We start from the raw sequence: 19,408 nt of genomic DNA, 5'->3' as shown, positions 1-19,408 counted from the left end.
ATCATTCGGGATACTCTCAAATTATGGAGATGGAACACAAGCATGCGCTTTCACAGCTCCGTCAGCAATTAATCACTGAAGGAATCCGAAGGGCATCAGGACTAGACGGCACATCTGTGAATCTAAAACAGGTAGCTGCTGCGGTGGGCGTACCACTAAACGACGCCCAGGACGTGTTCCCCACTGAAGAGTCATTCCGTGAAGAGCTGTTGGCCCAATGCACACAGCGTTTGAACTCCCATCTCCCGTCGTCGATCGATACAGCCGACTTCGAGCAAGCAGCGACCCAGTTTGCGGACGGCTACCTTTCGTTCGCATCGACATCCCCACTGCACTTCACTGCATACAACTCCTTGGCCCGCACCTGCGTTTTTCCAACAGATTTTGAGGCTGACCTGGACACGCTCCCGATAGATCCAGTGTTTGCTCGACTGCTAGAGATCACCCGCAATTACATGCGCGAGCTAGGGTCTCCCCAATCCCCTTGGCTCTGGTCAGCGGCCACCGTGGTGCTCTATTCCGGGATTCACGGCATCACGCACCTACACTGCCAAGGCGCAACAAGACGGCTGAGCAAAAGTGGACGAAAGCTACTGTTCAACGCCGTAATCAACCATGTCATTCACGCCTGTCGGATCGTGCTGCCAGAGGGGAATGCCTTTGAACTCGCGCCCCACACATATCGAAGTGACCTACTGCCTTCTACTGAATTAGGCGTCGATAAGGCCAGTGCGTTGCGGGAGCGGCTTTTCGAAGGCGCCGTTAGAGTCGTGCACCAGGAGGGCATCAACCTACTAACCGTGGAACGCGCCGCAGCCTCGGCCAACATTCCCCTGCACACTGCCCGCCAGCTACTCGCACCCGACCAATCCTTCCAACATCAGCTCTGCGACCACCTGGGTGCCACCATGAAAATGCACCTCATGGCGCAGTTTGGTCAGCTGTCCAACACGCCGCACCCCTTCGAACTCAGCAAAGCTATCGGCGCAGCATATATCGGGTTAGCGGTGTCTTTCCCAAAGCATTTTGATGTCTACACCCTCATCTACGAACAGTCCATCATGCCCGACAGCAGCCCCGACGTACCAATGGGCGAAGCCATGCAATTTCTGTTTGACACCACCCGACAAGTGCTGGAAGTATCTGGCACTCCCCCATCAACAATTCAGATTTTCGAAGCATCTTTAAACCTATGGGCCACCGCCCACGGCCTAGCAACACTGCAATCCAGTGGCCCCTTTTCCCACCTACCAGCAGACCTGCGGATGACCCTCATCAGCACCTTACTGAACATTTCGGGCACATCACTCATTACCCGGCTCCGTTTAGTCTCGCCAGAAGAGGCCAAAAGCCAGATGGTTCGCATCGAGCAGCACTAGCTAGTTGTTTTATGGCTCCCTGTAGCTTCCTTGCGGCTCCCTTGGGCTAATTCTCGGGAAGCATAACCCCCTTGACTCCATATCGTTTATCGATACAATGAAAGTCAATACATCGAAAAACGATACAAGATTGGATAAGAACCATGGACAAGAAAGCCCTCCGCGGCATCAGCGCTGCCAACTTCGGCTACACCTTCATTCTGTTCCTCATCGGTGTAAGCATCTTCCGGCTCGTATTTTTCCAAGAGCTTTCCAGCCCGATCGGCCTACTGGTCTCCGATGTCAAGAGCATTCACATTCCTCTGGAGGCCCTCAAGGAAGGGCAGCCAGCCATTTTCCTCAGCAGCTTCGTCATCAAGACGATTGCCAGCATCGCACTGTGCGTGACTTTGCTTCTCGCGGGCCGCAACTTCCTCAAGGGCGATTTCTTCAATCGCACCAACGTAAAGATGTTCAAAGTTGCCAGCTGGGCGGCACTGGCCTACTTCTTCGGCCAATTCTTCGAGATGACGGGTAACAACTGGGTGTCCGCCACCGAAGGCGTCCAGCGCAACGCGCTCCCCAATGGCGTGGACGATCCTGCCTTCATCCCGATGTACATCCTGATGATGGTTTTGACCGTTACGGCCATCGCTCTTAACCGCGCCGTGAAAATGCAGGAAGATCAGGAGGGCCTGATTTAAATGGAGGTCATTTGCCACCTCGATCGAATGTTGGAAGAAAAAGGCATGACTCTGGCGGAACTGTCGAAACTAGTCGATATCACCGCGGTCAACCTCTCCGTCCTGAAAAACAACCGGGCAAAAGCTGTCCGCTTCACCACCCTTGCAGCGCTCTGCGAAGCACTCAATTGTCAACCAGGAGATTTGTTCAGTGTTACGTAAAATCTTGCTTTCATTCGTCGCGTTATTCATCATTGCCGCAGCCCTCGGTGGCTACCTTTATGGCCCCATGCTCACTGGGATCACCACTGGAAAAATCCGCTACCTGGTGAAACCTTCCCCTGAGCGTTATGCCAAAGATGCGTTAGCCATCGTGGAAACCTTGGCCATCAATGCCGATTCCCCAGAGTTCACGCAGGCCAAAGACGTTGCCCTGGAGGCTGCGACAACCGCCAAGAGCTTTGAGGACACATACGAGCCGCTACGCGCAGCACTCAAAGCTGGTGGCGGTAAGCATTCGAACTTCCTCGCCCCAAGTGACAACGAATTAAGCACTGTGGATTCTGCGGAGATGCCGGTCGTCGAAAAGCGTGGCGAGCTCGCCTACCTCAAACTCCCCGCGCTCAGCCGTGGCGAGGCCGGCCCCTCCTACGCCACCATTCTCACCGACGGCATTCACGAGCACGCCCGCTGCGGAGCCATCATCGACCTGCGTGGCAACGGGGGCGGCGACATGGGCCCTATGCTCGGCGGCCTCAGCCCGCTCCTGCCTGACGGCACCGCCTTGGAATTCGTCTCACGGACGGCCACTACCCAGGTCACCGTAGAAGGCAACGCCGTCAAAGGCGGTGGCACCCCGACCACCACTAACGGCGGCAAGCGGGACGTCCCTACCGCCGTGCTTACCGACGCCGATACCGCCTCCTCTGGTGAAGCAACCATGCTCGCGTTCCGCGGACTGCCAAACTCCCGCAGCTTCGGAGCCCCCACCGCAGGATACGCGTCCGGCAACGTCGTAATCGACCTCTACGACGGCGCCGGCCTGATGATCACCACCGCAAAAGACCGTGCCCGCACCGGAGAAGAGTTCTCCGATGATCCCATCCAACCCGACGTCACAACCGAAGATCCAGAAGCCGACGCCGCCGCCTGGCTCAGGCAACAGTGCACTACCTGGAGATAAAGCGTTACCCTTAATAACCATGACCGAAGGTGGCAAGCATTCCGACAACTTTGGTGACGACGTAGCACGCGACCGCTACGGGCGTCCCATTCTTGACCGCTACGGGCGGCCAGTGCGCAAGCGACCGAACACGCGGATGACGCAGCCACCTCAGCGTCGTCCCCGGCGCGAGGAACAACCGCGCCCTACTCAGCAATATCCCGCTGCGGGGCAGCGGCCTGCCCAGCAGTACCCAGCCCCGGGGCAGCGGCCTGCTTCCCAACCCCGACAGTATTTTCCCCCACCGCAGCAGCAATCCCGCCCACAGCGCTATCAGCCACAGCCCTACAATCCGCCGGTAAAGAAGCGGCGGAAGACCCCACGTACTGTCGGCTGTCTCCGTGGTGTCATGACACTTGCTGTGCTCCTGGCGGTTGCACTGGTCGGATCCTTCGTGTGGGCGGATACAAAGCTCACTCGAGTGGAGGCGCTGCCTGCTCAGAGAATCAGCAATACTGCCGGGGTGAACTGGCTGCTTGTGGGTTCTGATTCGCGCCAAGGCTTGAGCGAGGACGAGATAGCGAAGCTGAACACAGGTGGCGATATTGGTGTGGGCCGTACGGACACGATTATGTTGCTGCATATTCCGACTTCGGGCCAGCCGACACTCATTTCGATTCCGCGCGATTCCTATGTGAACATTCCGGGCTATGGCCAGAACAAAATCAACTCTGCCTTCACTACCGGTGGTCCGCAGCTGCTGACCCAGACCGTAGAGCAGGCCACAGGACTGCGGATTGACCACTATGCCGAGATTGGTTTCGGTGGTTTTTCGGGCATGGTTGATGCAGTCGGTGGCGTGGAGATTTGCGTCGATGAGCCTATTGCGGACGATGTGATTAGCTTGTACCTCGATGCGGGATGCCAGGAGATGGACGGCCCAACGGCGCTCAGTTATGTCCGCACCCGCGCCACCCCGATGGGAGATTTGGATCGTGTCGCGCGCCAACGGAAATTCTTTGCTGCGCTAATGGACAAGGCGACCTCCCCCGCCACAATCGCGAATCCGCTGCGCACTATTCCTCTGATTTCCCATACAGGTTCGGCATTCATTGTGGACGAGGACGATCACGCATGGCATCTAGCGCGGGTCGCGCTGGCTCTGAAGGGTGGCACCCGGACGGAAACTATTCCACTGGACGGTTTCGCCGACACCGAGGTCGGATCAGTGGTGTTGTGGGATGAGGCTGCCACCGAGGAGCTACTGGGGCCACTGCGTTAAATGCGCGCCTGCTTAACGACGCTATCCCCCAACTCCCTCACCTGTTGCAGCTTCGCATTTTCCAGACACTGCCTGCCGTACAGGTAAAACGTGATTGCTAGCGCGATGTACAGGGTGCCTCCGATCAGGTCGCGCAGCAGCACGATAGATGTAAACAGGCCGAGGTTGGCCTGATCAGTGGCCACTGTTCTTATCACAACCAGCACAATGAACGCCATGATGTGTAGGTGGAGGAACCGGTGGCCAATGTGATGCTTCCACACTACGTAGGCGAGCAACGCGTAAGCCACCACGGTCATTAGCTGGGCGAACGGCCAGGAGTCTGCCGTGGCTCCGTACTCCATGGGAAACGCCCATAGGTGTGTTTCATGACCAGCGCGAATAAGCATCCCGACGATGTAGCTCGCTGCTGATATCGACATAGCAATGGGAGCGAGGGGACGAAGCAGCACCCACATACTGAGCCATGCGGCCACGCTGCATCCAATCATGAGCCATACAACAAATGCTGTCTCAGCAGAATCCACCAGCACCACGGCACGCAACAGCAAATACATGGCAAGCAATCCCAGCGTGACAAAGGAGCGAGTAGCCTCCCTGAGCTGCACGTTCATGATGCGCCTTCTTTACTGTGGCATGACTGTTAAGTCTTTTATCATTTACTCATTGGAATTCTTGTAGCGTACTACAACCCACACCTTCTAGTGAACCTTTTACCAAAACCCCCGGTATGGTGATGTTTTCCCGCAAGTTTATACCCCCGAAAACGAAACCATCGCCCCTAGAGAAGTACGAATCAAGTACCGAAAACCGCCAACCGGGGGCGCTATCTAAAATCTTTCCTCAAGGAAACCTTAAAGTTTCCCTACACAAACCTTCCTAGAGTGAGCAGTGACAATCACTTTGATGCATTTCGCTTGATTTCTGTGGTGTAGCGAGCCCACCGCGGGCAGACGCATGATAGGGATTTGTCGTGCGCAACAAATCCCTATCAAGTCAACTGCCATATCACCTGGTGGATCAATGGGATAGGCGTAGGGATTGCTCGCCCAGAACCTAATAGCTATCCGCTGTCATCTGCCCCACCCCAAAACAGAACAAACCCCCGCTCAACACTGAACAGGGGTTTTGCATTTGGCGGAAGTAGAGGGATTTGAACCCCCGGATGGTTTCCCATCGCTGGTTTTCAAGACCAGTGCATTCGGCCGCTCTGCCATACTTCCATCGGCCCCAAAAAGGGACTCGACCTTCCCCAAAAGGGGCAGTGCAGAAAATAATAACGTATGGGCGTGCGCAATTGCTATTTTGGCTACCCTTGAGGGCATGCGTGCTATTGAAATCCAGGAAAAACTTACTCTCACGGAAGTCCCAACGCCTGAGCTGAAGGATGGGGAGGTGCTGGTGAAGGTTCATGCCGCGGGTGTGAATCGCGGTGATGTGTTGCAGGCTGCGGGCCACTACCCGCCTCCTCCAGGTGCGAGCGAGATTATGGGGTTGGAGTGCGCGGGGGAGATTGCTGACCCTGGCACAACGTCCCGTGAGAAGGGCGAAAAGGTTGCTTGTCTGCTGGCTGGTGGTGGTTATGCGGAGTTCGTGGCTGTCCCTGAGGGCCAGTTGCTGAGCATTCCGGAAGGTTGGACCACCACTGAGGCTGCGGCGATCGTGGAGGTGGCCTGCACGGTGCATTCAAATATGCAGCTGGCGGGCCTCAAGCAGAGCAACACGTTGCTGATCCACGGTGGTGCGGGTGGCATTGGCACCTTTGCGATTCAGTATGCGAAGGCCCTTGGCTGCACTGTCGCGGTGACGGCAGGCAGCGCCGAAAAGCTTGCTACCTGTCAGGAACTTGGTGCGGACATCCTCATTAACTACAAGGAGGAGGATTTCGCTGAGGTGATGAAGAATAAGTGCGACGTGATCCTGGACATTATGGGCGCGAAGTACTTGGATCAGAATGTCAAAGCCTTGGCGATGGACGGCCACCTCGTCATCATCGGCATGCAGGGCGGCGTGAAGGGCGAGCTGAACATCGGTCGGCTGCTCACCAAACGCGGTAGCATCTCCGCAACCGCCCTGCGCGCCCGCGACCTCGCCGACAAGGCCCGCATCGTGCGCGATACCGAAGCGACCGTATGGCCGCTGCTTAACGACGGCCAGATCAAGCATCACTTAAGCACCACCCTCCCGTTGGCTGAGGCCGAAAAGGCACACCAGCTGCTCAAGGAAGGCGCTGTCACTGGGAAGATTATTCTCACTGTCGCCTAGTATCGGTAAATGTGCCTTTTCTGATTCTGCTTTCGGGTTGGGCGCTGAGCCGTTGGTTGATGGTCAAACAGACCTTCGGGCGTCAGCGCTGGATTTTCGGCGATGTCCACTATTACTTCTCGGAGATCGCCAAGGAGCGCACCGGCCAGGTGGCTTTGAAGGAATACCCGGAGGCAAATCTGTGGCTCATCCGGCTGATTGATCGCTTCGCCCCGGACACCCAGTCCGGGGTCGAATACTGGTACGTCGGCTTCATCTTGGTGCTTGACCTGCTCTTTTTGGCTGTCCTCATTCACAGAAAGCACTACTTAGCGGGCGCATTTTGGGTGGCTTTCGGTTTTGTGGTTGGCCCGATCTACCTCACCCGCCTCGACCTCATCCCTGGCCTGCTGGTGGGCGTGTTTGCGTACTTGCTGGCGCGGCACCCGAAAGTCTCAGCTGCGTTCCTCGGCGCCGCCACGATGATGAAGTTGTGGCCAGGTGTCCTGGCAACGGTGCTGGTGGGGAGCATAAAGAGCAAGCAATCGTGGCTGCGTATCAGTGTTTTTGGTGGCACGCTCGTCGCCATGGCGCTGGTGACCATCCTCACCCAGGGGGTTGATCGACTGCTGTCACCGTTGCAATACCAGTCTGATCGGGGGCTGCAGATCGAATCGATAGCTGCCACACCTTTCATGGTGCTGGCGTCCACGGGCGGCGGCGAATACACGGTTCGCTATGCGGAATCGAAAAGCTTCGAGATCACGGGCCCAGGGGTGGACGTCGCTACGCAATTGGCTAACATCGCCCTTTACTTGACCGTGTTGGCCGCTGCGCTCATCGTGCTGCGTCGCCTAAGCAAACACACCTGGCGCTCCTGGGAATCCATCGCGCTGTCCATGGTGCTGATCGTTGCGGTGCTGGTGACGAACAAGGTTTTCTCCCCGCAGTACATGGTGTGGCTCGCCCCGATCACAGCCGTGAGTCTCTGCTTCACTCACGCGAAGCACGCGCGGATCAATGCAGTGCTGGTGCTTCTCATCACCTGGCTAACGCAGTACGTCTATCCAGGTCACTACGACAGCTTAATGACGAACGACCCGGACTTCCTGCCCACCCTCGCCCTCACCACCCGCAACGTGTTGATGGTGGTTCTCCTCGGGGTGACGATCAGCTGGTGGCGCCACGAAGCACGCCAGCCTATGCGAGCGACGCCAACACCCGAGTGAGCTGGTCAATGTCATTCATGGTGTTGTACGGCGCCAAGCCGACCGTGATGGCACCGCCTTCCTCGAAAGCACCCATCGCCTCAAGCAGCGGGTCACGCGGGCTCAGTTCCGTCACCAAACCATTAGTGAGCAGTCGCTTCTGTACCGTCGCTGCCGGAACTCCATTCACCATGAAAGATATCCGTGGCACGCGATCCAAATAGAGCGCGTCCTTACCAGCAGCTTCGCCGGTAATGCCCAGCACGTGCACCTTCGGCAGACCAAGCAAGGAATTGAGCAAATGGCGAGTGAGCTGACGCGAATAACGATCAACTTCCACCATGGATCGCTGCAGCCGAGTGCTCCTCGTGCCACCACTTTCCACCAATCCCGCGAAGTGATCGACGATCGCGCTGACACCTCCTGCCAGGCCAGGGGACAACTCACCGATTTCTAGCTTCGCAGCGGAATCCGCCGGAGCAGCACTATTGAGGGACTTGAGCAGCGGGAACATGGAGGTGTCACGAAATACCAGAGCGGCAAACTGTGGCCCGCCCATCTTGGCGAAGTCAACCACCACGACATCCGCACCCCAGTCATCAATGGAGATCGGCCGGTAGGCAGCCACAGCGGAGGCATCAACCACCAGCCAAGCCCGGGATTTTGCCCGCACAATATCTGAAATTTCTGAGATTTTCGTCACTGTTCCGGTGAGGGCATGGGCCGCAGGGACCATTACCAGTCGTGTGGAACCGTTGACCACCTCTTCGTATTGCCAGGCCGGCAACTCACCGGTCCCCAGATCAGGTTCCGCCCACACCACGGACGCATCACGACGAAGAAACGGCTCATTGGTCGACTCTGGGTCAACTCGGTTCAGCACCATCTGGGTAGTACGCCGCAAACGTGGCTGCAGCGCCTCCGCCAAACAGTTCAGCAAAATCTGCTTGTTAGCCCCCAAAACCACGCGTTCTGGAACAGAGCCCACCAGATCAGCAACCGCCACGCGGGCAGCCGCAACATGGCTCACCCCCAGACTGGAGCGGTTTTCCTGAGAGCGCGAATGGCTACCAGAGGTGGGGATGCGGGCGTCGAGAAGCGCAGAGGTGCGAAACGCCGTCGACACAGCAGAAGATACTCGCTCGGGAATTTGCGCATGCACGTGGGCATTCAGATACGTCCAACCATCGCTCAGCGAGGTGTAGTGACCTCTCGCGTACGCGACGTCAAACATAAAAACTCCTCAGGATAGGCACCCACTTACCTCGTAAAGCATACAGCTACAGCTAGGCTCATAGGAGTGTCAGACAAAGCAGCAGTTCTCGAGCGGATGACCCGCGTCGATGCCACCGACGCGCCAGCATCCCGATCCATGACCTTAACCGCAGCGTGGAACGACCTCGTGCGCGGTTTCAACCAGCACGAACTGTGGTTGCAGCTCGGCTGGCAGGACATCAAGCAGCGTTACCGACGCTCCGTGCTGGGCCCCCTTTGGATCACCATTGCTACGGGTGTCATGGCGCTCGCCCTCGGCCTGCTGTACTCGCTGCTGTTTAGGATCCCGCTCGCGGAATTCCTGCCTCACGTCACTGTCGGCCTGATCATGTGGGGATTTATTTCCGGTGCCATTAAAGAAGGCGCCGACATCTTCATCGACAACGAAGGCCTCATTAAGCAGCTCCCCTCCGCTCTCTCAGTCCACGTGTACCGCCTGGTGTGGCGCCAAACGCTTTTCCTGCTGCACAACATGGTGATCTGGGTGCTGCTGATGCTGATCTTCCCCCGCCCCCTCGGTTGGGACCTGCTACTCGCAATCCCCGCGCTTATCCTGCTGATCGTCAACGGCGTGTGGGTGTCGATGTTCTTCGGCATTATCGCTACCCGCTACCGCGACGTGGCACCGCTGCTGGAAGCGCTGGTGCAGCTGCTGTTCTACGTCACGCCTATCGTCTGGACCACTACCACCCTCAAAACCGCCGGACCGGAGATGGCAACCCGAGCCCGCATCGTCGAGCTCAATCCGCTGTACCACTACATGGAAGTGGTCCGCGCGCCACTGATCGGTGCACCGCTTCCCGCCTACCACTGGTATGTCGTCCTCAGCTGCACCGCAGGTGGCCTCATCCTGGCGATGCTGGCGATGAAACAATGGCGCTACCGCGTGAGCTACTGGGTGTAAGGAGAACTCGATGGTTTCAATTGATACACACAACGCCTGCGTCGACTTCCCCATCTTCGATGCCAAGTCCCGCTCCATGAAAAAGGCCTTCCTCGGCGCCGCTGGCGGTGCGATTGGACGAAACTCCAACAACACCGTGGTGGTGGAAGCACTCCGCGACGTCAACCTGCACCTACGGGAAGGCGACCGCGTGGGGCTCGTCGGGCACAACGGCGCCGGCAAATCCACCCTGCTTCGCCTGCTGTCCGGCATCTACGAACCCACCCGCGGCTCCGCGCACATCCGCGGCCGCGTCGCACCCGTCTTTGACCTGGGCGTGGGTATGGACCCGGAGATCTCCGGCTACGAAAACATCATCATCCGTGGTCTCTTCCTCGGCCAGACCCGCAAGCAGATGAAAGCGAAGATGGATGAGATCGCGGAGTTCTCCGAGCTCGGCGAATACCTGGCCATGCCACTGCGCACCTACTCCACCGGCATGCGCATCCGCCTAGCGCTCGGCGTGGTCACCTCCATCGAACCGGAAATCCTGCTCCTCGACGAAGGCATCGGCGCCGTCGACGCCGCCTTCATGGCTAAGGCCCGCTCCCGTCTGCAAGAGCTGGTGGAGCGCTCCGGCATCCTAGTGTTCGCCTCTCACTCCAACGACTTCCTCGCGCAGCTCTGTGACACCGCCCTCTGGGTCGACCACGGCACCATCCGCCAAGCTGGCACCGTCCCCGAGATCGTGGAAGCATACGAAGGTAAAGGCGCCGCCGACCATGTTCGTCGCCTGATCAAGCGAATGGAAGAGGAAGCCTAATGCTCTCCAAGACTGACCGCGTCGCCGCGGTGATTGTGACGCACCAGCGCGTCAATATGCTGCGCGAATCCCTCGAAGTGGTGGCTGCACAGACCCGCCCCGTCGAGTGGATCATCGTCGTGGACAACGGCTGCGAAGACGCCGTGGCGTCGCTGGTCACTCAGGCGTGCGGTTCCCGCGGAGTATACCTGCCGTCCCGCACCAACCTCGGTGGCGCGGGCGGCTTCGCCTACGGTTTCCTCACAGCGCTCGCGCTGGGGGCCGACGCCATCTGGTGCGCCGACGACGACGGCCGTCCCGAGGGGCCGGACGTTCTGGCTTCCTTGTACGAGTGCGCCCTTGAGCACGGCCTGGCGGAAGTATCCCCAGTCGTGGTGGACAAAGCAGCGCCTTCTGAACTGGCTTTCCCGCTCCGCCGTGGCCTCAGCTGGCGCCGGTCTCGTGCGGAACTCGGCAGCGGCTTCCTGCCCGGCATCGCGTCCCTGTTCAACGGTGCGCTGATCTCCGCCAAAGCCATGGAACAAATCGGTGTGCCGGACTACCGCCTCTTCATCCGTGGCGACGAAGTCGAATACCACCGCCGCCTCGTCCGCTCCGGGCTCCCCTTCGGCACCTGCCTGACCTGCGCATATCTCCACCCCAATGGCTCCGACGAATTCAAGCCAATTTTGGGTGGCAAAATGCACACCCAATACCCGTCCTCCGAAGCCAAGCGCTTCTTCACCTACCGCAACCGCGGCTACCTCATGAACCAGCCCGGCATGCGCAAACTCCTGCCCCAGGAATACGCCCGCTTTGCGTGGTTCTTCCTCGTGCAGGAGCGGGACTTTGCCGGTTTCCGCGAATGGCTAAGGCTGCACAAGATGGGGCGTAATGAGAGGTTTGAGCGACCTTAGGGTTCGCGTTCGCTCTCTTGGAGCGTCATTTCCGGGCGTGTGAAGCTGTTTGTATGTTCGCCCCGACATTACCCTCCCGAAGTTCGGGATGGTGAGGACATTTTTGGGGCGATCTAGGGACCGTAATCTCGGGGCCGTGCGCCTGGCCCTCCAATCTCGGGGCCGGAAGAGCACCCTGTTTCCCGGGCGAACTAATCTTCGCGTTCGCTCTCTTGAATCGCCGAGATGCCACAAAAACCGAGCACAACTAATGCGACCACGGTACTGGGGGCGGCGAACGCTACCGACGGATCCACAGCGTAGATCGTGAACCTGCCCCAGGCAAAGGCCACGCATCCGCTGACAAATAACGAATGCCACAGCCGTGCCTTACGAGCCACGTATCCCACAACCACGGCGCCGATGACAGCAAGCAACCAAGCAATATAGCTTTCCACAAGGACCAGAGGCGGAATCACCCAATAGGCATACAACACTCCGACCAAAACGTAGCGAACAATGAGGTTCTCTCGGTTCACTAGCAATGTTGCCCTTCCTATGGGGTTTGCTCCACCACGATGACGCTCTTGGGCTGCTTAAAAATAAACATCCGCTGCGCGAAGAAGTTGATCACTGTGGCGATGCCCTGCGCGAAAACAAATGCGCCGATGGAGGCAACAAGTCGCGGCGTGTGAGGCTCGAGCAGGTGGAATCCCCAGGCGTACAGCGTCATGTTGAGCCAGCCGGTGACGGTGTAGAGGACCGCCACGTAGAACAGGCGCTTCCAGGAGTGGTCTGCTTGGAAGGTCCAGCGCCGGTTGATCATGTAGGCGGTGATCGTGCCGAAGATGAAGCCGACGAGGCGGGCACGGGATGCCGCGAATCCGAACAGGAACTGGGTGAGAGCAGTAACACCCCAGTCAACAACGGCCGAGATGACGCCGGAAATGATGAAGCGGTAGCCCTGGGTTTTCATATCCACGAGCAGATAGCCTACCCCGCGAGCAGGTTCCGATAAATCTCTAGGCGGTCGACTGGGGATTTGGCGTGTCGCCCGTAGGCTCCCAGTTCGGCGAGCCGGGCAAGGGACGACGAGCACAGCGCGCGGATCGCGGCCGCTGTGAGGGGAGAACCATCGTCCTCAACCCAGCCGAGGGAAGCCATGGTGCCTTCCAGGAGCTGATCGGACATGTCTGGATCGCTAAAGCAGGACAGCACCAACACCATCGCCCAGTAGGCGTCCCGGGCAGCCGGATCAGACTCCAAAGGAAACTCCGAGGCTGGTTGCAAAGCTTGGCGCAGGTCAATGGCCTGCAGCAGCGGGACGAAGTCGTAGAGCGAACCACGCTCGATCAACTCCCGCAGTTCCGGGTGCGCGAGGGAAAGCACGGCTGAGACAGTCTCGCGACCCGTAAGTTCGGTGTTCACGGTTGCGAGGTTGAAGTCGTCGTCAAGCGAGCCTGCCCCACCAATGCACAGGGCGCGCGGGGTGCCCTCGTCGCGGGGGTAGGCATCAACAACCCGCACGTCGACGGTCCACAGCCCCCACTCGTACGTGAACTCGTCAGGGATGCGGTCAGCAGGATTGTGGCCAGGGAAGGTCGCAGGCTCAGCCGGGTCAAAGCCGAAGCTGATGTTCAGGACCCGGGACAACTCGCCGAGGCACATCGTGTCATTAACCCCAATGTGCCGGTACACGTCTGCGCCCCGGACCCCAGCCCACAAAATCAAGGAACGCATAGTGCCCAGGGTAGTGAAATCACTTAAGAAGAGTGGAGGATCATCCGGAGAAACTCCCGGCGCGGCTTAGACAGCACACCGCCGAGCACCAGGTCGTCGCCCACAATGATCCCCAGCGCACGGAGTACGTCCATCGTCTGCCGGGTGAGTGAATCCACCTCTGCGAGCGTCGTCCGCTGACCCGTCCACGCCATGCCTTCCAGGATGAACGTCGTCGCGGCACCAAACGGCATAGAAGAGATCAGAGCGATGAGTCGCAGCCAGGCAGCGTCATTGCCGCGAGTATCACGCTCCAAAGGGAGGCGGTGAGCAATGTGATGCCAAGTATCAAGGGCAGTGGTGAGGCCGAGTCGGGTGTCATCGAGGTCGAGCAGCTCCACCAGACGCGCGTCAGAGAGTACCGGCTCAATCATCTTCGCGGCCTCTGACTCGGTGACATCCGCCGGGGAGTCGATGTTCAAAAACGCAATGAGCTGGGCGGTCTCCCACATCCCAGTGCGGAAAATCAGGTCCTGCAGGCTGGGTTTGACCTCAGCCATCTTGGCAAACACCCACCGCTCGGCATCAAGCTCGCGGTTGACCGCTTTAATGTCAAAAAATCCTTGCTCGAGCGTTCCCTCACCATCAATGCACAGTGTTTCCAGGCGCGGAGAGCGCTGAATCTCTGATACTAACGAGATATCGATAACCAGAGGATCCGCAAACCTAGATAAAAATCGCAGGTCAGCGACGCGCAGCAGCTCCCCCAAAGTCACTGTTTCCGACGGGGTTCCGACGGCATCGAAACGCACCAAAGTCGGCGCCGGCATGACCACCGGCGCTCCCTGCTCCGAGCCATCCAACTGTAGGAATGCGTGTTCGGCAGGCTCCACAACATCGAAGGCAAGCTGGATAATCCGAGCGAAACGCTCCATCCCAATATCTGCCGGGACCCGGAGCCGACGCCAACATCCGGCCGCAGCAGCCTGAATCAGCAACGCGTGTCCCGGCGCCGCAGGCTCGCGACGCAACGGGCGCTGCCGTGCTGGGTCAGTTACTGGTACGAAGCTCACATCTTGTGATGCTAAAGGCTAAGTGACGCTTTGGCAGCACAAGTATGTGGCAGTGCCCGTCGCACAGCCCGCCATGATACGCGCCACGGGGCGCTTGAGCAGGTACTTTTCCGCTTTAGCTGCGCCGACAACAGCTAGCGCAAGACCGCCAACAATCGCCCACGTGCGCAGTGGCGAGCCTAAATCCCCCGCAGGAGCATCCGACTCCGGCCCGGGTGTGTCTCCAATATCGCCAATGCGCTGCTTTACCCTGTCAATAACAACAGCAGGGTCGTTGTTGGGGTCATCATCAGTCGAATTAATGTAGGCCACCGTCCCCACGCCAGCAGCAAGCGTAGCGACGCGCTGCCATGGTTTCCGAAGCGCAGTGGCAAGCCCCACCGAAGTAGCAAGAATCAGATCATCCATAGCTACTAGTATGGCCTCATGTTTGGATTTTTGAAGAAGAAGGCCCCCACCGAACACACCGCCGCCACCATGACCAACACGCCGTTGAGCAACGAGCTGACCATGATGCTGGCGCAGGAACTGCCTCTTTTGGATTCCCAGGACCGGGTGCGGGTCTACGAAATCCTCGAAAACTATGATGGCCCCACCATCACCACGCAGGACGATCTTCCCACCGAAATCAAGGACCTCCTGGACCTGTATTAGTGCGCAGGCCCAGCCAAATGTGAGCGATCCCCCAGAATGGGGACAGCCACCCGGCCGAAACAGGGGGTAGCCTTGATGGCGTGATTAAACAACAAGTACTGACAGGTTGGGGTCGTACCGCCCCGACAACTGCGCAGGTATTGTCCACCCCAGACGTGGAGCAGATCGTCCGCGCAGTCAAGGAAGCTGCCGAGAAGAACGACCGCGGTGTGATCGCACGTGGCATGGGACGCTCCTACGGCGACCCTGCCCAGAATGCTGGTGGCCTTGTCATCGACATGCAGCCGCTGAACCAGATCCACTCCATCGACACGGAAACCGCCATCGTCGACGTAGACGGTGGTGTGACCCTCGATCAGCTGATGAAGGCGGCCTTGCCATACGGCCTGTGGGTCCCCGTCCTTCCCGGCACCCGACAGGTGACCATCGGTGGCGCTATCGGACCAGATATCCACGGCAAGAACCACCACTCCGCTGGCTCCTTCGGCGATCACGTGGTGTCCATGGAACTGCTGGTGGCGGACGGCCGCATCCTGCACCTGGAGCCAGAAGGCACCCCGGACGATCCGAATGGTGAGCTGTTCTGGGCCACCGTGGGTGGCATGGGACTGACCGGCATCATCCTGCGGGCACGCATCAAGATGACCCGCACCGAAACGGCCTACTTCATTGCCGACGGCGACCTGACCGCGAATCTGGATGAGACCATCGAGTTCCACTCCGACGGCTCCGAGAAGAACTACACCTACTCTTCCGCCTGGTTCGACGCGATCTCCCCAGAGCCAAAGCTCGGTCGCGCAGCTATCTCCCGCGGCTCCCTGGCTACCCTCGCTCAGCTGGAGGAGCTCAGCCCGAAGCTGGCGAAGGATCCGCTGAAGTTCAACGCCCCGCAGCTGGTCACCGTGCCAGACATCTTCCCGTCCTTCACCATGAACAAGCTGTCCATGATCGCCATCGGCGAGCTGTGGTGGCTCAAGTCCGGCACCTACAAGAACCAAGTGCAGAACCTGACGCAGTTCTACCAGCCACTGGACCTGATCGGCGAGTGGAACCGCGGCTACGGCAAGAAGGGTTTCTTGCAGTACCAGTTCGTGGTTCCGCGCGAGGCTGTGGAGCCGTTCAAGGAGATTGTCAAGGACATCCAGAAGTCCGGCCACTACTCTGCGCTGAATGTGTTCAAGCTGTTCGGTGAGGGCAACAAGGCTCCACTGTCCTACCCAATGCCTGGCTGGAACGTCTGCGTGGACTTCCCAATCAAGCCGGGCCTGGGCCAGTTCCTGGATGAGTTGGACAAACGAGTCATGGAGTTCGGTGGCCGCCTGTACCTGGCTAAGGAATCCCGCACCTCGGCGGAGAATTTCCACCAGATGTACCCGGGCATGGCTGATTGGCTCAAGATCCGTAATGAGATCGACCCGACCGGTGTCTTCGCGTCCGATATGTCCCGTCGCCTCGAATTGGGAGGAAAGTAAATGCTTAACGCAGTAGGAAAGCCCCAGCACATTGTGCTCTTCGGTGGCAATTCTGACATTGGACTTGCCATTGTTGAGGAGTTTCTCGACCGCGGTGCGGCGAAGGTCACTCTGGCTAACCGCACGCGTCCAGAGAAGGCTATTCAGGCCGTCGAGAAGCGTGGCGGCACGGCGGAGTTCATCGAGTTCGATGCGGTCGATTTCGATTCCCACCCTGCGGTTTTCGAGCAGATCACGGGCGATATTGACGTCGCCATTGTGGCATTCGGCGTCCTCGGTGACAATGAGGAGCAGTGGCAGAACCAGGCGAAGGCTGTGGAAGCTGCCCAGATTAATTTCACCGGTGCGGTGTCCGTCGGTACGCTGCTTGCGGAGCGTCTGAAGAAGCAGCAGCACGGCACCATCGTTGCGCTGAGCTCCGTGGCGGGCGTGAAGGTGCGTCGTTCTAACTTTGTGTACGGCTCCACCAAGGCCGGCTTTGATGGTTTCTTCACTCAGCTCGGTGAGGCACTGCGTGACTTCGGCGTCAACGTTCTGGTTGTTCGTCCGGGTCAGGTGCGCACTAAGATGAGCGCAGGAGTTAAGGAAGCCCCGCTCACTGTGAACCGCGAAGACGTGGCGAAGGCAGTGGTGGCGGGCGTGCTGGATCGTAAGAGCGAGCTGTGGGTTCACCCTGCGTTCCAGGCGGTGATGCTGGTTCTGCAACACATTCCGAAACCTATTTTCCGTAAGCTGCCGTTGTAACAAAGAGAGATAATGAACGTCGCCGAGAACTACACCGCTGACAAACTCAGTATCCGCACCACTGTCCTCGCGATGTTCGCCACCGGGCTCGGCAGCGCCCTGTTTACGCTGGCATGTTGGTTGGTGCTTAAGACCACCAACCTGCCGGCGTTTGGTGGTTCATACGTTTCGCGCGCCTTATCGACGGCCGGGTCCATCATGGTCCTCGTCGCCGTCGGCGCGCTCGTTTTTTTCTGGCTTCGTGACGCCCACAAGGGGGCCAAGCCCCCGCGCTGGCGCGTCCTGCTGACCTACCTAGTCACATACCTGTCTCCGGCGGCTATCGTGGTGACCTCCGTCGGGCTGCCGTTGTCCGCGACGCGCCTGTACCTGGACGGCGTCACAATTGACCAGGGGTTTCGCACCCAGTTCTTGACTCGTCTGGCTGCAGAGCCGGGTTTGCCGGACATGAACTATGAGGGGATGCCCTCGTTCTACCCTGGTGGTTGGTTCTGGCTCGGTGCGCGCCTAGCGAATCTGTTAGGTCTGCCCGGGTGGGAGGCCTACCAACCGTGGGCCTTGGTTTCCATCGGTGCTGTGGCGTGCGTGCTGGTGCCCCTGTGGCAGCGTCTGACGGGAAGCCTGCCGATTGCTGTGACGATTGCCCTAGTCAGCATCGCGATTTTCCTGGTGATGAGTCCGGAGGAACCCTATGCGGGCATTGTCGCTTTGGGTATCCCGGCTGCTGCTGTGCTCATGTCACGCACTATGGATAACAGTTGGCCGGCGGCCACTGCCCTCGCTGTGTACCTTGGTCTTTCCGCGGCAACGTACACGATCTTCACGGCAGCCATCGCGATGAGCGTGGTGGTGATTGCTTTGATGTACGCGTTGCTGATTGAGCGTTCGTTCCAGCCGGTGCTCAAGCTGGCAGTGGTGGGTATCAGCTCGTCGTTGATCGCGCTGGTGGTGTGGGGGCCATACCTGTGGCAGATCCTCCGGGGCGCCCCGATCAGTAATTCCAGCGCTACCCATTACTTGCCGTGGGAGGGCACGCAATTGCCGCTCCCCTTCTTTTCCTTCACGCTGATTGGGCTGTTGTGCCTGATCGGCCTGGGTTTCCTGGTGTTCCGTTTCCAGGATCACGATGTGCGTTCCCTCGGAATTACCCTTGTCATTGTCTACGGGTGGATTGTGGCGTCGATGGTGTTCACGCTGTCCGGAAATACGCTGCTGGGGTTCCGGCTGGACATCCTGGTGACGTTGATTTTGGCTACTGCCGGAGTGCTGGGCATTGCTGACCTGCGGCTTAATGGCCTGCCACGTGTCTGGCCAGAGCAGCTGTCTGCCCGGGCCCGCATTCAGATTTCCGCGGCGATGGCGGTAATCCTCTTCGCGGCGGGGGTCTCCTATGTGCAGCGCATCCCCAACCATGCTCGGGTGGCCATTGACTTGGCCTACACCGATACCGATGGCTACGGTGATCGCGCGGATCGCTTCCCGGCGGATTCCGCGAAATACTTCGCTGAGATCGACTCTTTTATCCAGTCTGAGGGGTACCAGCCAACGAGCACGGTCGTCCTCACAGATGTGAAGGACTTCATGTCCTTCTACCCTTATTATGGTTTCCAGGCTTTTACCGGCCACTACGCTAATCCGCTCGGCCGGTTTGAGGAGCGCAATAAGCTCATTGAAGAGTGGGCCACCCGTTCCCATACGGATCTGAAGGACCCGCAGCGGTTCCAGGCGGAGTTGCAGAAGGCTCCGTGGCGGTCGCCGGATGTGTTCATCCTTCATGGTGATGCCTCGGATCCGAAGAGCACCTGGAAGTACGATCTGGCTGAGGACATTTACCCGAATAATCCGAATGTCCGATTCCGTGGGGTTTTCTTTAATCCAGCGGTTTTCGAAGGTTGGTATGTCAAGCAGATCGGTCCGCTTGTGGTAGTTGTTAAGCCAGTGACGTAAAGTATT

21 protein-coding genes and 1 tRNA gene are annotated in these 19,408 nt (G+C 58.7%); 14 read left to right on the top strand and 8 right to left on the bottom strand.

The window, feature by feature from the left end; all coding sequences use genetic code 11:
* Nucleotides 1-116: 116 nt before the first annotated feature.
* The 5 genes from HW450_RS08525 to HW450_RS08505 all read left to right on the top strand — a co-directional run bounded on the left by HW450_RS08525 (nucleotide 117) and on the right by HW450_RS08505 (nucleotide 4,485).
* On the top strand, nucleotides 117-1,379 hold the full coding sequence (locus tag HW450_RS08525; RefSeq protein WP_182385220.1) for a TetR-like C-terminal domain-containing protein: 1,263 nt from the start codon (nucleotides 117-119) through the stop codon (nucleotides 1,377-1,379).
* 143 nt (nucleotides 1,380-1,522) lie between these two features.
* A complete protein-coding gene (locus tag HW450_RS08520; RefSeq protein WP_182385219.1) occupies nucleotides 1,523-2,062 on the top strand; it encodes a DUF2975 domain-containing protein in 540 nt (179 codons plus the stop codon).
* Nucleotides 2,063-2,263: a helix-turn-helix domain-containing protein gene (locus tag HW450_RS08515; protein WP_182385218.1), complete on the top strand. Its 201-nt coding sequence runs from the start codon at nucleotides 2,063-2,065 to the stop codon at nucleotides 2,261-2,263. It abuts the gene before it with no gap.
* Nucleotides 2,253-3,224 (top strand): S41 family peptidase, encoded by a 972-nt coding sequence (locus HW450_RS13100; protein WP_182385217.1) that lies wholly within the window; start codon nucleotides 2,253-2,255, stop codon nucleotides 3,222-3,224. The genes HW450_RS08515 and HW450_RS13100 overlap by 11 nt, the downstream gene beginning before the upstream one ends.
* Nucleotides 3,225-3,243: 19 nt before the next feature.
* The gene (locus HW450_RS08505) at nucleotides 3,244-4,485 is read left to right on the top strand and encodes an LCP family protein (protein ID WP_182385216.1); all 1,242 of its coding nucleotides are present in this window, start codon (nucleotides 3,244-3,246) and stop codon (nucleotides 4,483-4,485) included.
* On the opposite strand, the gene HW450_RS08500 is transcribed toward HW450_RS08505, so the two are convergent.
* Nucleotides 4,482-5,099, bottom strand: a complete 618-nt coding sequence (locus tag HW450_RS08500; RefSeq protein ID WP_182385215.1) for a hypothetical protein — start codon at nucleotides 5,097-5,099, stop codon at nucleotides 4,482-4,484. The genes HW450_RS08505 and HW450_RS08500 overlap by 4 nt on opposite strands.
* Nucleotides 5,100-5,620: 521 nt before the next feature.
* Nucleotides 5,621-5,708, bottom strand: a tRNA-Ser gene (locus HW450_RS08495).
* A gap of 100 nt (nucleotides 5,709-5,808) precedes the next feature.
* Between HW450_RS08495 and HW450_RS08490 the strand changes: the two genes are divergently transcribed.
* Nucleotides 5,809-6,750, top strand: coding sequence for an NAD(P)H-quinone oxidoreductase (locus tag HW450_RS08490; protein ID WP_182385214.1), 942 nt, complete (start codon nucleotides 5,809-5,811; stop codon nucleotides 6,748-6,750).
* 11 nt (nucleotides 6,751-6,761) lie between these two features.
* On the top strand, nucleotides 6,762-7,958 hold the full coding sequence (locus tag HW450_RS08485; protein ID WP_182385213.1) for a glycosyltransferase 87 family protein: 1,197 nt from the start codon (nucleotides 6,762-6,764) through the stop codon (nucleotides 7,956-7,958).
* On the opposite strand, the gene HW450_RS08480 is transcribed toward HW450_RS08485, so the two are convergent.
* Complete coding sequence (locus tag HW450_RS08480) at nucleotides 7,930-9,171, bottom strand: aminotransferase class V-fold PLP-dependent enzyme (RefSeq protein WP_182385212.1); 1,242 nt, start codon at nucleotides 9,169-9,171, stop codon at nucleotides 7,930-7,932. The two genes, HW450_RS08485 and HW450_RS08480, sit on opposite strands and share 29 nt — an antisense overlap.
* A gap of 96 nt (nucleotides 9,172-9,267) precedes the next feature.
* Between HW450_RS08480 and wzm the strand changes: the two genes are divergently transcribed.
* The 3 genes from wzm to glfT1 are packed head-to-tail and all read left to right on the top strand — an operon-like array spanning nucleotide 9,268 to nucleotide 11,814.
* The gene (gene wzm, locus HW450_RS08475; protein WP_182387455.1) at nucleotides 9,268-10,116 is read left to right on the top strand and encodes a galactan export ABC transporter permease subunit Wzm/RfbD; all 849 of its coding nucleotides are present in this window, start codon (nucleotides 9,268-9,270) and stop codon (nucleotides 10,114-10,116) included.
* 10 nt (nucleotides 10,117-10,126) lie between these two features.
* On the top strand, nucleotides 10,127-10,918 hold the full coding sequence (gene wzt / locus HW450_RS08470; protein ID WP_182385211.1) for a galactan export ABC transporter ATP-binding subunit Wzt/RfbE: 792 nt from the start codon (nucleotides 10,127-10,129) through the stop codon (nucleotides 10,916-10,918).
* A complete protein-coding gene (glfT1, locus tag HW450_RS08465; RefSeq protein WP_182385210.1) occupies nucleotides 10,918-11,814 on the top strand; it encodes a galactofuranosyltransferase GlfT1 in 897 nt (298 codons plus the stop codon). Before wzt ends, glfT1 begins: the two co-directional genes overlap by 1 nt.
* Nucleotides 11,815-12,005: 191 nt before the next feature.
* On the opposite strand, the gene HW450_RS08460 is transcribed toward glfT1, so the two are convergent.
* The 5 genes from HW450_RS08460 to HW450_RS08440 are packed head-to-tail and all read right to left on the bottom strand — an operon-like array spanning nucleotide 12,006 to nucleotide 14,993.
* Complete coding sequence (locus HW450_RS08460; protein WP_182385209.1) at nucleotides 12,006-12,332, bottom strand: hypothetical protein; 327 nt, start codon at nucleotides 12,330-12,332, stop codon at nucleotides 12,006-12,008.
* A 17-nt stretch (nucleotides 12,333-12,349) separates the two neighbouring features.
* Nucleotides 12,350-12,769 carry a GtrA family protein gene (locus tag HW450_RS08455; protein WP_182387454.1) on the bottom strand — a complete coding sequence of 140 codons (420 nt, stop codon included), beginning with the start codon at nucleotides 12,767-12,769 and terminating at the stop codon, nucleotides 12,350-12,352.
* Between the two features lie 17 nt (nucleotides 12,770-12,786).
* Nucleotides 12,787-13,533, bottom strand: a complete 747-nt coding sequence (locus tag HW450_RS08450; RefSeq protein WP_182385208.1) for a hypothetical protein — start codon at nucleotides 13,531-13,533, stop codon at nucleotides 12,787-12,789.
* 23 nt (nucleotides 13,534-13,556) lie between these two features.
* Nucleotides 13,557-14,585: a hypothetical protein gene (locus HW450_RS08445; RefSeq protein ID WP_182385207.1), complete on the bottom strand. Its 1,029-nt coding sequence runs from the start codon at nucleotides 14,583-14,585 to the stop codon at nucleotides 13,557-13,559.
* Between the two features lie 18 nt (nucleotides 14,586-14,603).
* On the bottom strand, nucleotides 14,604-14,993 hold the full coding sequence (locus HW450_RS08440) for a hypothetical protein (protein WP_182385206.1): 390 nt from the start codon (nucleotides 14,991-14,993) through the stop codon (nucleotides 14,604-14,606).
* Between the two features lie 18 nt (nucleotides 14,994-15,011).
* Between HW450_RS08440 and HW450_RS08435 the strand changes: the two genes are divergently transcribed.
* The 4 genes from HW450_RS08435 (at nucleotide 15,012) to HW450_RS08420 (ending at nucleotide 19,402) form a co-directional block, all read left to right on the top strand.
* A complete protein-coding gene (locus HW450_RS08435; protein WP_182385205.1) occupies nucleotides 15,012-15,239 on the top strand; it encodes a hypothetical protein in 228 nt (75 codons plus the stop codon).
* An 80-nt stretch (nucleotides 15,240-15,319) separates the two neighbouring features.
* Nucleotides 15,320-16,711 (top strand): FAD-binding oxidoreductase, encoded by a 1,392-nt coding sequence (locus HW450_RS08430; protein WP_182385204.1) that lies wholly within the window; start codon nucleotides 15,320-15,322, stop codon nucleotides 16,709-16,711.
* Nucleotides 16,712-17,455, top strand: a complete 744-nt coding sequence (locus HW450_RS08425; RefSeq protein WP_182385203.1) for a decaprenylphospho-beta-D-erythro-pentofuranosid-2-ulose 2-reductase — start codon at nucleotides 16,712-16,714, stop codon at nucleotides 17,453-17,455.
* A 12-nt stretch (nucleotides 17,456-17,467) separates the two neighbouring features.
* Entirely contained in the window at nucleotides 17,468-19,402 is a 1,935-nt protein-coding gene (locus tag HW450_RS08420; protein WP_182385202.1) for a galactan 5-O-arabinofuranosyltransferase, read from the top strand.
* The last annotated feature ends 6 nt before the right edge of the window (nucleotides 19,403-19,408 follow it).

The sequence above is a fragment of the Corynebacterium hindlerae genome, assembly GCF_014117265.1.
Classification (GTDB): Bacteria; Actinomycetota; Actinomycetes; order Mycobacteriales; family Mycobacteriaceae; genus Corynebacterium; species Corynebacterium hindlerae.
Note: the sequence above shows the minus strand (reverse complement) of the source record. Positions and strands in the feature narration are given on the sequence as shown.